The following is a 13,524-nucleotide window of genomic DNA, read 5'->3' as shown; positions in this document are numbered from 1 at the left end:
TATTAGAAAAAATATAATGTAGTAGATACTATTTCATATTCGTTCAGCTCTGTTTAATAAATCTAAAGCCCTCTTATTTGAGGGTTTTAAATTTATCTCATCTCACTTTATAAAAGGAGCATCACCTTGACAGTAAGAAAAAAATTAATAGAACAAATCAATTTAACAATTACATCAATAAAAACAACTAATCAAAAGAATTCAACTACAATGGTTAAAAACATATTAAAAAGATACGAAGAGGCAAAAGAATTTATCCAACATTCATCAGAGGAACAATTCGAAGAAGGTCTCTCTAAAGTTAAAAATAAACTAGATACTCTGACAAGAGCATATCTTGAATCAGCTAACGACTACATGAATCCGATGCTCAGAGAAATGCATAAGACAGAAAAACTGCTAAAAGAGTATGGCGAAACTGCCCAGTCGTAATAACCGCAATCCAAAATTCAAAAAGTGAGATTGCACTAACCCACACAAAACCAAATATAACGCGAAACATCCAAACTGCCACAATAAAATTGTATGGCTTAAACAAGCATTTTACATTGCTTAACTAACAGGGGCTCTGGCGTCTTTTGAATCAATGAGCAAAGTCTACAATTGTAACTATCAATACAAAATAAACAAAATCAAAGACTTAAAAAACTAGATAGGTGATAGCAATGTTTGACCGATTAAAAGAAATTGTAAACCTCTTAAAAAAGATAAATAACCATGGTCACACAAATATACTTTATACTTTCTGTTGAATAATTTGAAATTCAAAGAACAAATGGATAAACTTCTAAAAAAGATAAGCTCATTGATCTTACCAATGTTCAAGATGTTGATAAACTTCTGCTCGAAATCCACAAAATGATGACATCACTTGAATAGCATATTTCAGAAACTAGTGATATGAATATAGCTCTTTAAGAAGTATAAGAATAATATTTAAATAATTAATGTAATTTATTTGTCATTCAATATTTGTTCATCTATTCTAATTTTCTATTTAAAACCGAAATACAAATTATGTTAGTACTTAAGAAAGGATAACTAATGAAAACATGTCCCTACTGTGCAAGTATAATTCAGAAGGAAAAAGACCATTTGTATTACTGTAATTTTTGCTTAATGTATATACATAATGTGCAAAAAGATGGAAAACGTGAAATCATAGAATATCGTGAGCGTACTTCTGAATTAGATTTGGATAAGTCTACACCAGAACTAATGACTTTGCCAACAATTGAATTATTTTATTTATTACGACTCTCAAGGAAAATACGCAAAAAGAAATATGATCAGCTACATAAAGCCCGAGTTGAATCAGAAGGGGTAAATGAATCACAGAGTGTTCAAATTACAATGGAAAATTATCAATTTTTCACAAAGAAAATGTACGTATTAGAGAATATATTAAATAAACGGCTGGGTTACATTCCGGAAAGGATAGATAATGTATTTCTTAAAAGTTACTTAGAAAAAGTAATGATTAGCAAGGAGAAAAAGCAAGATATGAAAGTATATTAAAGGCTGTTCCTCTAAAATAGATAATAAAATAGGGTTCCAAGAAATGAACCCTATTTGTTATGCGCCTTGAAACCCTTCTTTATTCGGAATGATCGTATTCATCATCTAAATATTAACAAAAACAAGCATACGTTTTAACTTTTTAGTGTTTTAAATATAAAAAGGCTACGCCCCAAAGGGTTAGTTGCCTTTTCTAAGTTCCAAAACAGCCACACACTCCACATGATTCGTATGCGGAAACATATCCACAGGCTGCACTTCGCGCGTCGCATATCCGCCATCCTCAAGCACCCGCAAGTCTCTCGCAAGCGTACCCGGATTACAGGACACATACACCACCCGCTTCGGTTTCATCTCCACAATCGTCCGCAGGAGGGCTTCGTCGCAGCCTTTTCTCGGCGGGTCGACGACTAGCGTATCGGCCATGATGCCTTCTTCATACCATTTTAGTATCACGGTTTCCGCTTCTCCGACCGCGAACTCTGCGTTTGTGATGCCGTTTAATTCTGCGTTTCGCTTCGCATCCTCAATCGCTTCCGGCACAATCTCTACACCGTACACTTTTTTCGCCTGCTTCGCCAGAAATAGAGAAATTGTACCGATGCCGCAGTAGGCGTCGATGACGGTTTCTTCCCCTTGAAGCTTCGCGTACTCCAGCGCTTTGTCGTAGAGCACTTTTGTTTGCTCCGGGTTAACCTGATAAAACGATCTGGCGGAGATGGCAAATTTGACGTCTCCGATGAGGTCGTAGATGTATTCTTCGCCCCAGATGACATTTGTTTCGTTCCCAAAGATGACGTTTGTTTTGTTTGGGTTGATGTTTTGCACGATGGATTTGACGTGCGGGAATTGCGCTGTGATGTCTTCAATGATCTTCGCTTTGTGCGGGAAGTCGTTTGTTCTTGTGATGAAGACGATCATCATTTCACCTGTAACGACGCCGTATCTGACCATGATGTGGCGGAGCCAGCCTTTGTGGCGTTCTTCGTTGTAGGCTTTGACACCGTATGTGGCGCAAATGTCTTTGACGGCTTGGACGGCTTCGTCGTTTTTGGATTGCTGGATCAGGCAGGCCCTCATGTCGATGATGTCATGGCTTCTTTGCTGATAGAATCCGGCGACGAGTCCGCCTTCCCGTTCTCCTACCGGCACCTGTGCTTTGTTTCGGTAGTTCCAAGGGTCTTGCATGCCGAGTGTCGGGTGCACGGTGACGTTGGACAGGTCCAGCTTGCCGATCCGTTCTAAGACATCTTTGACTTGTTTTTGTTTAAACAAGAGCTGGCCTTCGTAGGTCATGTGCTGAAGCTGGCAGCCTCCGCATTGCTTGTAAATTGGGCATGGAGCGTCCGTTCTATGCGGGCTTTCTTCTTTTAGCTCAATCAGGCGGCCGAAGGCATAGCCTTTTTTGACACGTGTGACTTTGATTTGGGCTTTTTCTTCCGGCAGAGCGTTCGGCACGAAGATCGGGAAGCCCTGCACCTTCGCGACGCCTGCTCCTTCGTGAGTCAAATCCTCAAATGTCACGTCGTAGTATTCGTTTTTTTCTACTGGGGGTTTCATTTTCATGTATGTTCACCTCTTGTTTTAAGCGAAAGAAAAACTTGGCTCATTAAAGCCAAGTTTTTAGTCATCCAGCTGTTCCGCTTTCTCCTTCGGCATGACAACGTGAATGTGTCGATACAGATTCACGAATTCGCCCGGCAGCATGCCGCCGTACTCGCCGTCCAGGTTCAGCTGCATCTTTTCTGATACATTGACTTTCACGCGGTTCGCTTTTGTATAAATAATGTGCTGGTCGTTGATGTGTTCGCCGCGGAGCGCCATCGATGCGACTCTGATAAATTCAGCAAGGTTTGCTTTCTTTAATATCATCAAATCAAACATGCCGTCATTCAGGCTGGAATCCGGCGCGAGTTTTTCGAACCCGCCGACGGAATTTGTCAGCGTGACCAAAAACAGCATGATTTCACCTTGAAACAGCTTGCCGTCATATTCAATCTCGACTTCTGTCGGACGAAGTGAAGGCAGCATTTCCATACCCTTTAAATAATAAGCAAGCTGGCCGAGCATCGTTTTGAGTTTGCTTGGGACGTCGTACGTCAGCTCCGTCAGGCGGCCTCCGCCGGCGATATTGATAAAATACTGGCCGTTGACCTGTCCGATGTCGATCGGGCGGGCAACGCCGTTAATCACCGTATCCGCCGCTTTTAAAATATCCTCTCGCGGAATGCCGAGCGCTCTGGCGAAGTCATTTGTTGTGCCGACAGGAATCACGCCGAGTGTCGGACGATTGTCTAATGGGGCAAGCCCGTTGACGACCTCGTTGATCGTTCCGTCTCCGCCTGCCGCAATGATCAGGTCAAACTCACGCAATGCCGCTTCCTTGGCAGCGTGCGTTGCGTCTCCCGCGCATGTTGTGGCATGGGTGGAGGTTTCATAACCGGCTTGTTCAAATTTTTGCAGGACCTGGGCAAGATGCTTTTTAAAGACCTCCCGTCCCGAAGTCGGATTGTATATTATGCGTGCACGTTTCATTATCTCATCATCCTACTTAAGAGTATCCGATCCATTTTTACACTAACAACCTTTAATTATACTATGAGTTAAAAAAATCGCAACAAAATGTACATAATCTTACAGAAGGAAACACAGAAAAGCCCCAGCATAGCTGAGGCTTTTTGTCATTTTTACTCTTCTTCTGTTCCCGGTTTTTTCTTGCGGAACTTCGCCAATACTTCGTATACGATTGGCACGATTAAAAGTGTCAGAAGCGTCGAACTGATTAAACCGCCGATAACCGTTACGCCGAGTCCTTTTGAAATGACCTGGCTTCCGCCTTCGAAGCCGAGTGCTAATGGAATCAAGGCGCCGATTGTCGCGATGGCTGTCATCAGGATTGGACGGAGTCGTGTGGAGCCGGCTTCTAAGAGCGCTTCTCTCGTAGACAGTCCTTCCGCTTCCTTATGAATCACGCGGTCAATTAAGACAATGGCGTTTGTAACAACGATACCGATCAGCATCAGCATACCGATCATCGCGTTCAGACTGATTGTCTCACCTGATACGTAAAGTCCGACAAGGGCACCGATGATTGTAAACGGCAGTGAGAACAGAATCGCAAATGGCGCTAATGCTCCGCCGAATGTAATCACAAGCACGAGGTAGACGATCGCAATCGCCGCAAGCATCGCTAATCCAAGCTTCGTAAAGGAATCCGCGATATCTGCGGAAACACCGCCTGTATCGATCGTTACATTGTCAGGCATGTCAAGCTTATCAATTTTCTTCTGTACATCAACGGATACAGCTGTGACGTTGTCTGATGTAACCTCACCTGTGACATCAGCATACACTTTTCCGTCACGTTTAGACACCGTATCAGATGTTGTGCCTTCTTTTACTTTTGCCACATCACCGATTTTGACTTCTTTGCCGGTCGCTGATGTGATCTTTTTGTTCTCTAAATCTTTGACACTCTTATACTCGTCTTTTTCGGTTTTAATGTTCACGTCAAGCTCTTTGCCGTCTTTTTTCACGGTTGTGAGCGGGTCCTGTGCTGTCTCTGACATTAAGGCCTTAGAAATTTGAGAAGCTGTTAAACCGAGTTTGCTCAACTTTTCTTGGTCAGCCACAAATGTGTACTCATCATATGTGCTGGAAAGGCCTGAGTTTACGTTCTTCAGATCCTTTTCATCCTTCATGACCTTCTCAATGTCTTTGACAGTGTCTTTAATGTCATTTTCTGAATCGCCATACACATAGTATGTCAATTCATTGTTATTGCCTGAAGAGCTGAAGTCCTGTGACTTCCATTCTCCGCGGTCAGACTGCTTTTTGATTTCTTTCAGCACGTTGTCTTTTTCTTTATCAAAGTTCGGCGTGTCGCTGTCATATTTGATATAGAACAATGCGCTGTTTGAATCTCCTCCGGCAAGCGGGCTGCCAGAGCCTAATGAATACTGAACCGTATCGACATGCTTGCGGTCAAGCAGGATTTTTTCTGCTTTTTCAGCTTCATCTTCCGCTTCTTTTTTCGTTTCACCCGGTTCAGGGCTGTATGTGATCTGCATCGTTTTTTCTTCCTCTGACGGAAGGTAGCTGGCACCGATTAACGGTACAAGGAACAAGCTTCCGAGCAGCATCAGAACGGCGATGATAGACGTGATCCATTTGTGGCTCAGCGCCCAGTTCAATACTTTTTTATAGATGTTTGCGAGTCTGCCAGGTTTGTGTTCTTTCGCTTTTACAGGCGCTCCCGTTAATGATTTTTTGAACAGGCTGTGTGCGAGCATTGGCACGAGCGTGATCGAAATCAACAGGGATGCGGCAAGCGCGAATACAATCGTTAAGGCGAAAGGAATAAACAATTCACCAATTTGTCCGCCTACCAGTGCGAGCGGCAGGAATACCGCGATCGTCACAATAGTGGATGACAGGATCGGTTTAAACATTTCCTTCGTTGCTTCACGGACCAAGGCTTTTCCGCGCAGCGGTTCATCTTTCAGTCTCATGCGGCGGTAAATGTTTTCGATCACAACAATGGAGTCATCAACAACCCGTCCGATGGCAACGGTCATTGCACCGAGCGTCATGATATTCAGTGTGATATCAAGCTGTTGCAGCACGAAGAGTGCGATCAGCAATGATAATGGAATAGAAATAATTGAAATTAATGTTGATTTGATATCTCTTAAGAATAAGAGAATAATCACAATCGCAAAAATAGCACCGAAGATGGCTTTGCTTAACATTGTTTCAACTGACTGTGTGATCGGCTCTGCCATGTCGAGTGTTGCGCTGTAGTTGAAGCCTTTATGGTCTTCTTTGAACTGCTTCAGTTCATCTTTGACATTGTCGGCAACCTCTACCGTGTTGGCATCGTTTGCTTTGATGATGTTGATGCCGATGCTGTCTTTTCCATTTGTGCGGGAAATTGATTCAGCTTTTTTGACATCTTTAATCGTTGCAATGTCAGATAGCTTGACCGTCGGCACGTCTGTGCTTACGCTTTGCTGCGCCTGTGCTGCTGCTTGCGGGCTTTGAGCCGCTTGTGCACTTTGTGCTGCTGCTGCGGCGTTGCTGCCTGCACTAGAAGCAGATGCCGTTGGAATTCTCATATTCTTCAAATCTTTAATGGTTTCAATATCGCCGCTGACGACGACAGATTTTTCTTTATTTCCGAATGTGTACAATCCAAGCGGCGTTGTCACATCTGACCCCTGAATCACTTGCTTAACTGTATCTTCATCAAGGCCGTATTCTTTCAGTTTGTCTTCTTTGAAAGAGAATTCAACCTCTTCCACCTGCTGGCCTGATACTTGGACTGAAGCAACGCCTTCTATTCCTTCAAGCTTAGAAACGAGGCTGTCCTCCACTTGTTTTGTCAGCTTTTGCAGATTATCTGAATCACTGGACACGCTCAGCGTCAGAATTGGGAAGGAGTTCAAACTGTAGCGTGAAATGTCCGGGTCTTTCGCGTCATCAGGCAGGCTGACGTTTTCTAATGCTTCAGCCGCTTCTGTTTTCGCTTTGTCCATATCTTTCTCATAATCATATTCAATCATAACCGACGATGCATTTTCATAGGACGTCGACGTAACAACGCTCACGCCGTCCAAATTCTGCACCGCTTGTTCAACCGGTTTTGTTACTTCATCAGCGACTTGGCTAGGCGTCGCTCCCGGATATGTCGTGCTGATTGTCAGGTAGGGCATGTTTACATCAGGAATGGATTCTTGCTTCATATTCATACCCGCGTACAAGCCGGCTGCCGTTACAATAATCGTCATCAGCCATACGGCGAATTTGTTTTTCAGAACGAAATTAATAACGTGATTCATCATATCCTCCATTGTGTTTTTATTGACTGACTGGTCATTCTATATAATACTAAACGGTATAACGCAACATCGTCAACTCATATACCAGAAAATTTTTCTAAATTTTTCAAGGATTAAGGGGAAGCACATCATGAATGAGAAAAAAGAGAGAATCATAAAAACAAGCATTCGTTTATTTGCGAAAAAAGGATACGCTTCGACGACCATCCAGGAAATCGCCAGCGAATGCGGTATCTCAAAAGGCGCTTTTTATCTGCATTTCAAATCAAAAGAAGCGCTGCTATTGTCTGCCTGTGAATATTACATTGGCATGTCTATGAAAAAAATGCAACAAATAGAAGAGAATCTCGCCGGACAGCCGCCTAAGGATGTGCTGAAAAAACAAATCAGCGCTCAGTTTGAGGATTTTCGCGATCATAAGGATTTTATTGTTCTGTTGCTTACTGAAAATATCATCCCGGAAAACCAGGAAGTGAAGCAATACTTTTACAAAGTCACAGCCGAGACAGATAAACTGTATCGGAACGCTTTGCTTGCGACTTATGGCAAGGAAACTGAGAATTACCTCTCAGACCTCTCCATCATGGCAAGAGGCATTGTGCACTCCTATATGAATGTGATGGTGTTTAATGAAGAAATCAAAATTGATGCAGACAAAATATCTGAATTTATCATGGAAAGACTGGATGATCTTGTACAGGGGCTAAGCCGTTCCAGCCTGAGTCCGCTCATGCCAAAAGATATTTACAGCCTAATGCCCGCGAATAAAGGTCAGATCCTTCAGGACATTCAAAAAGTGAAAGAAAACAGCGCATTGCCTGAGGACATCATCGTTTCGCTCGATGTGATCGAGGAGGAGCTGTCGCAGGAAAAGCCACGCAAGCCGATTATCAAAGGCCTGCTGTCAAATTTGACCGGAAGTGATTTCGAAGAAGTTGAAAAGCTCCGCGCTTTGATCTCTATATTTATTTCTATTTGATCATAAAAAAAGCAGCTCCCTCTGCAATGAGGAGAGCTGCTTTTTCATTAGCGTTTTTTAATTTCTTCAAGCAGGATTTTGTTAACCATCGGCGGGTTGGCTTGTCCTTTGGACGCTTTCATAATTTGTCCGACAAGGAAGCCGATCGCGCGGTCTTTCCCGTTTTTAAAGTCTTCAATTGACTGAGGATTGTTGTCAAGCGCCTCTGTGACAAGCTTCAGAAGCACACCTTCGTCGGAAATCTGCACAAGGCCTTTTTCTTTCACAATCTTCTCAGCGTCGCCGCCTTTTTCAATTAATTCCTTGAACACTTTCTTCGCGATTTTAGAAGAAATTGTTCCTTTTTCAATCAATTGAATCATGCCGGCAAGGCCTTCCGGTGTCAGCGCCACATCAGAAAGCTCTTTTTGCTCAGCGTTCAGATAAGCTGACACCTCACCCATGAGCCAGTTTGATGCTTGTTTTGCTTCAGCACCTTTTTGAACTGTTTCTTCGAAGAAGTCTGCCATTTCTTTTGTCAGTGTCAGAACCATCGCATCATATGCAGGCAAGCCAAGCTCATCGATATAACGCTTGCGGCGTTCATCCGGAAGCTCAGGAATGCTTGCTTTTACGCGCTGCTTCCATTCATCGTCAATGTAAAGCTCGACAAGGTCAGGCTCAGGAAAATAACGATAATCGTCAGAACCCTCTTTGACACGCATAAGAATGGTTTTCTTCGTTGCTTCATCGTAACGGCGAGTTTCCTGCTGGATCACACCGCCGGACAGAAGAACCTGCTCCTGGCGTTTTTCTTCATGCTCAAGGCCTTTTTGAACAAACGCAAAGGAGTTCAAGTTTTTCAATTCCGTTTTTGTGCCGAATTCCTCTTGGCCGATCGGACGAAGAGAGATATTGGCGTCACAGCGAAGTGAACCTTCTTCCATTTTACAGTCAGACACGCCTGTATATTGAATGATGGACTTCAGCTTTTCAAGATACGCATACGCTTCTTCCGGCGTGCGGATATCCGGCTCTGATACAATCTCGACAAGCGGCGTTCCCTGGCGGTTGAAGTCAACAAGAGAATAGCCGTCGCCTGTATGCGTCAGTTTTCCGGCATCTTCTTCAAGGTGAAGACGTGTGATGCCGATACGCTTCGTTTTTCCGCCGACTTCAATTTCGATCCAGCCGTTTTCGCCGATCGGCTTATCAAATTGAGAAATCTGATACGCTTTCGGGTTGTCCGGATAGAAATAGTTTTTGCGGTCAAACTTCGTATCCGTCGCGATTTCACAGTTCAGCGCCATTGCCGCTTTCATTGCGAATTCCACGGCTTCTTTGTTTAGTACAGGCAGGACACCCGGATACCCGAGGTCGATGACGCTTGTCTGTGTATTCGCCTCCGCGCCGAATGGCGTCGGAGAGCTTGAGAAAATTTTTGAATTTGTTTTTAATTCAACGTGGACTTCAAGTCCGATTACCGTTTCAAAGTTCAATTCATTTCACCCCTTACAATTCAGGTTTTGCTTTATGATGGTCTGTCGCTTGTTCAAATGCATGAGCGACGCGGTATACAGTGCTTTCGTCAAAGTGTTTTCCGATGATTTGCAGGCCGAGCGGAAGTCCGTCTGCAAATCCGCATGGCACGCTGATTCCCGGAACGCCGGCAAGGTTGACCGGAATTGTTAGGATATCGTTAGCGTACATTGTGAGCGGGTCTTTCGTGTTTTCACCGATTTTAAATGCAGGTGTCGGTGTAGTTGGTCCAACAATGACATCATATTTCTCAAATACGTCTTCGAAATCTTTCTTAATTAAAGTACGCACTTTTTGCGCCTTTTTATAGTACGCGTCATAGTAGCCTGAGCTTAAAGCGAATGTTCCAAGCATGATGCGGCGTTTCACTTCATTTCCGAAGCCTTCAGCGCGCGTTTGCTTGTATAGGTCGATCAGGTTTTCCGCGTTGTCTGTGCGGTATCCGTAGCGGATGCCGTCAAAGCGTGCAAGGTTCGCAGACGCTTCAGAAGATGACAGCAGGTAATACGTCGCAAGCGCGTATTTACTGTGCGGAAGAGATACTTCTTCCCATGTAGCCCCAAGGCCTTCTAGAACGTTGAGCGCTGCAAGAACAGATTCTCTCGCTTCTTTGCCGACGCCTTCGCCAAGATATTCTTTTGGAACAGCGATTTTCAATCCTTTGATATCGCCAGTTAATGAAGAAAGAAAATCTGGAACGTCTACATTTGCGCTTGTAGAGTCCATTTTATCAACGCCTGAAATGGCCTGCAGCAAGAATGCGTTGTCCTCAACCGTACGTGTAATCGGCCCAATTTGGTCTAAAGAAGACGCAAATGCGACCAATCCGTAACGGGATACGCGTCCGTATGTAGGCTTTAATCCGACAACGCCGCAGAAAGAGGCCGGCTGGCGGATGGAACCTCCTGTATCAGAGCCAAGAGAAAACGGAACTTCTCCCGCAGCAACCGCAGCCGCAGATCCGCCGCTTGAACCGCCGGGAACCGTATCTAAGTTCCAAGGGTTTTTCGTCAGCTTGTAAGCTGAGTTTTCTGTTGATGATCCCATGGCGAACTCGTCCATGTTCAATTTTCCGATTGTGACCGCTTCAGCATCTTGAAGGCGCTGAACGACAGTTGCGTCGTAGATCGGGTCAAAGTTTTCGAGAATTTTGCTGGAGCAAGTTGTGCGCAGCCCTTTTGTTACGATATTATCTTTTACGCCGATCGGCATCCCAAAGAGAAGACCATGCTCAGAACGGCCGTCAACCGCCTCATCGAGTTCCTTCGCATACGCGCGCGCTTTTTCTTCATCTAATGCCAAAAAGGCTTGTACCTTATCATCAACCGCTTGAATGCGTTTATAAGATTCATCGACCAGGTCGGAAATCTTAATCTCTTTTTTATGTATGAGCTGTTTTAATTCTGTGATTTTGTGATCAAATAATGACATTCTTGTGTCCCTCCTTTAGTCCAGAATTGATGGCACACGAATATAGCCGTCTTTGTGGTCAGGCGCATTTTTCATGACATCCTCAACCGGAAGACCTTTACCCGCTTCATCTTCTCTCATGACATTTTTCATTTTCAGCACGTGAGTTGTAGGCTCCACATTGTCTGTGTTGACCTCGTTCAGCTCCTCGGCAAATGAAATGATGCTGTCAAGCTGTTCAGTGAACATTTTTGCTTCTTCTTCCGTAATCGCAAGTCTCGCAAGATGCGCAACGTGCTTTACTTCTTCTATTGAAATTCGTGACATATGATCCACCTCCACATATTTCTCCGTTAAGTCATATAATACTGATCATATCAAAAACAAGCCCTTTAAAGCAACAAAACGCCTTAGGGCGGGCCTGTGTTTTCGAGACAATACCCTATATATTTTATACTAAAAAGAGCCGGAGGAGAAACGAAATATTTTTCTGAAAATTTTTACTTTAATTATTTTTGAAAGCGTTTTAATCTCTATTCCCTTCTTGGTTTGCCCCGATATTTCCCGCTGGGCGGCCATGTTTCATCGCTTGAATGGGTGGGAATACTTTGTTAGGTTAAGTTACCAAGTGCACCTGCAAAAGAATGTCTTTTGTGTCGCACTTGCGCCAGGCTGCTTAACTGGCACCATCAATTTGAGAGGTGATGCAAAATTATTAGAAATGAAGAGAGGGTAAAACGTGAGTATTGAAATTATTATTTCTTTAGCAATTTACTTTATTGCCATGCTGTTAATCGGCTGGTATGCATTTAAGAAAACCACTGATATTAACGATTACATGCTTGGAGGAAGAGGTCTCGGGCCGTTTGTTACTGCTTTGTCTGCCGGAGCGGCGGATATGAGCGGATGGATGCTGATGGGTGTTCCCGGCGCGATGTTCGCGACAGGGCTGTCAACCTTATGGCTTGCTTTAGGTCTTACCATCGGGGCGTACTCAAACTACTTGCTGCTGGCTCCAAGGCTGCGTGCTTATACGGAAGCGGCGGATGACGCGATTACGATTCCTGATTTCTTTGATAAACGGTTCCAGCATTCTTCATCACTGCTGAAAATCGTATCTGCTTTGGTCATTATGATCTTTTTCACATTGTATACCTCTTCCGGTATGGTATCTGGCGGGCGGCTGTTTGAATCTGCTTTTGGCGCGGATTACAAATTAGGCTTGCTTCTGACTACCGGTGTTGTCGTATTGTACACACTGTTTGGCGGTTTCCTTGCTGTCAGTCTGACTGACTTCGTGCAGGGTGCGATCATGTTTGCAGCACTAGTGCTTGTGCCGATCGTTGCTTTTACCCATGTGGGCGGCGTTGCTCCGACTTTCCATGAAATCAGCGCTGTTAACCCAAATCTGTTGGATATCTTTAAAGGCGCGAGCGTCATTAGCATTATTTCCTATTTAGCCTGGGGCTTGGGTTACTACGGCCAGCCTCATATTATCGTCCGATTTATGGCGATTAAAAACATTAAAGATTTAAAGCCTGCACGCCGAATCGGCATGAGCTGGATGGTTATTTCAGTGCTCGGTTCCGTGATGACCGGTTTAATCGGTGTTGCTTATGCCCATAAATTCGGTGTTGCTGTAAAGGATCCGGAGATGATATTCATTATCTTCTCTAAAATCTTGTTCCACCCTTTAATCACTGGTTTCTTGTTGTCAGCTATTTTGGCTGCCATCATGAGTTCCATCTCCTCACAGCTCTTGGTAACAGCAAGTGCTGTAACAGAGGATTTATACCGGACGTTTTTCAGACGAAAAGCTTCCGATAAAGAATTAGTAATGGTCGGGCGTCTGTCCGTCTTAGTGATTGCCATTATTGCGGTATTCTTATCATTGAATCCGAGCAGCTCCATTCTTGATTTAGTCGGATACGCGTGGGCCGGCTTCGGTTCAGCTTTCGGGCCTGCGATTCTGCTCAGCCTGTATTGGAAGCGGATGAACGAATGGGGCGCTCTTGCTGCGATGATTGTCGGGGCTGCGACCGTGTTGATTTGGATTACAACCGGCCTGGCAAAATCAACCGGCGTATACGAAATCATCCCTGGGTTTATCCTCAGTATGATTGCCGGCATCACCGTCAGCATGATCACAAAGCGGCCTGCAAAAGCCTCTTACCGATTATTCGGTGTTATGGAAAAACTGTTAAAGCGCAAAAAATAATCAAAAAGCCATCAAGCGCTGCTTGGTGGCTTTTGTGCCCT

Annotated in this window: 9 protein-coding genes and 1 pseudogene; 4 read left to right on the top strand and 6 right to left on the bottom strand. The window is 44.2% G+C overall.

All coding sequences use genetic code 11. The annotated features are described in order from the left end of the window. The first annotated feature begins 126 nt into the window (after nucleotides 1-126). Together LJF29_RS12295 and LJF29_RS12290 are read left to right on the top strand one after the other, a co-directional pair. Complete coding sequence (locus tag LJF29_RS12295; protein WP_229148784.1) at nucleotides 127-432, top strand: hypothetical protein; 306 nt, start codon at nucleotides 127-129, stop codon at nucleotides 430-432. A gap of 663 nt (nucleotides 433-1,095) precedes the next feature. Next, nucleotides 1,096-1,518 carry a hypothetical protein gene (locus LJF29_RS12290; protein ID WP_229148782.1) on the top strand — a complete coding sequence of 141 codons (423 nt, stop codon included), beginning with the start codon at nucleotides 1,096-1,098 and terminating at the stop codon, nucleotides 1,516-1,518. A gap of 180 nt (nucleotides 1,519-1,698) precedes the next feature. On the opposite strand, the gene rlmD is transcribed toward LJF29_RS12290, so the two are convergent. From rlmD to srfP, 3 genes are all read right to left on the bottom strand, one after another. Continuing rightward, a complete protein-coding gene (gene rlmD / locus LJF29_RS12285) occupies nucleotides 1,699-3,084 on the bottom strand; it encodes a 23S rRNA (uracil(1939)-C(5))-methyltransferase RlmD (RefSeq protein ID WP_229148780.1) in 1,386 nt (461 codons plus the stop codon). 57 nt (nucleotides 3,085-3,141) lie between these two features. Further along, a complete protein-coding gene (locus LJF29_RS12280) occupies nucleotides 3,142-4,053 on the bottom strand; it encodes a diacylglycerol kinase (RefSeq protein WP_010333270.1) in 912 nt (303 codons plus the stop codon). Nucleotides 4,054-4,205: 152 nt separating this feature from the next. Further along, entirely contained in the window at nucleotides 4,206-7,358 is a 3,153-nt protein-coding gene (srfP, locus tag LJF29_RS12275) for a surfactin resistance protein SrfP (protein WP_229148778.1), read from the bottom strand. A 130-nt stretch (nucleotides 7,359-7,488) separates the two neighbouring features. Here srfP and LJF29_RS12270 point away from each other — a divergent pair. Then, nucleotides 7,489-8,398 (top strand): annotated as a pseudogene (locus LJF29_RS12270) (TetR/AcrR family transcriptional regulator). Here the strand turns inward: LJF29_RS12270 and gatB are convergent. Genes gatB through gatC form a run of 3 tightly spaced genes read right to left on the bottom strand, consistent with a single transcriptional unit; the run spans nucleotide 8,385 to nucleotide 11,592 of the window. Further along, nucleotides 8,385-9,815, bottom strand: a complete 1,431-nt coding sequence (gene gatB / locus LJF29_RS12265; protein WP_010333268.1) for an Asp-tRNA(Asn)/Glu-tRNA(Gln) amidotransferase subunit GatB — start codon at nucleotides 9,813-9,815, stop codon at nucleotides 8,385-8,387. The pseudogene LJF29_RS12270 and the gene gatB overlap by 14 nt on opposite strands. 13 nt (nucleotides 9,816-9,828) lie before the next feature. After that, on the bottom strand, nucleotides 9,829-11,286 hold the full coding sequence (gatA, locus tag LJF29_RS12260) for an Asp-tRNA(Asn)/Glu-tRNA(Gln) amidotransferase subunit GatA (protein ID WP_229148776.1): 1,458 nt from the start codon (nucleotides 11,284-11,286) through the stop codon (nucleotides 9,829-9,831). Between the two features lie 15 nt (nucleotides 11,287-11,301). Further along, nucleotides 11,302-11,592 carry an Asp-tRNA(Asn)/Glu-tRNA(Gln) amidotransferase subunit GatC gene (gatC, locus tag LJF29_RS12255; RefSeq protein ID WP_003219442.1) on the bottom strand — a complete coding sequence of 97 codons (291 nt, stop codon included), beginning with the start codon at nucleotides 11,590-11,592 and terminating at the stop codon, nucleotides 11,302-11,304. A 412-nt stretch (nucleotides 11,593-12,004) separates the two neighbouring features. Between gatC and opuE the strand changes: the two genes are divergently transcribed. Beyond that, nucleotides 12,005-13,483 carry a proline transporter OpuE gene (opuE, locus tag LJF29_RS12250; protein ID WP_229148774.1) on the top strand — a complete coding sequence of 493 codons (1,479 nt, stop codon included), beginning with the start codon at nucleotides 12,005-12,007 and terminating at the stop codon, nucleotides 13,481-13,483. Nucleotides 13,484-13,524: the final 41 nt, after the last annotated feature.

The sequence above is a fragment of the Bacillus sp. LBG-1-113 genome, assembly GCF_020708615.1.
Classification (GTDB): domain Bacteria; phylum Bacillota; class Bacilli; order Bacillales; family Bacillaceae; genus Bacillus; species Bacillus mojavensis.
The sequence above is the reverse complement of the archived record's forward strand: the minus strand, read 5'-3'. Positions and strand labels throughout refer to the sequence as shown.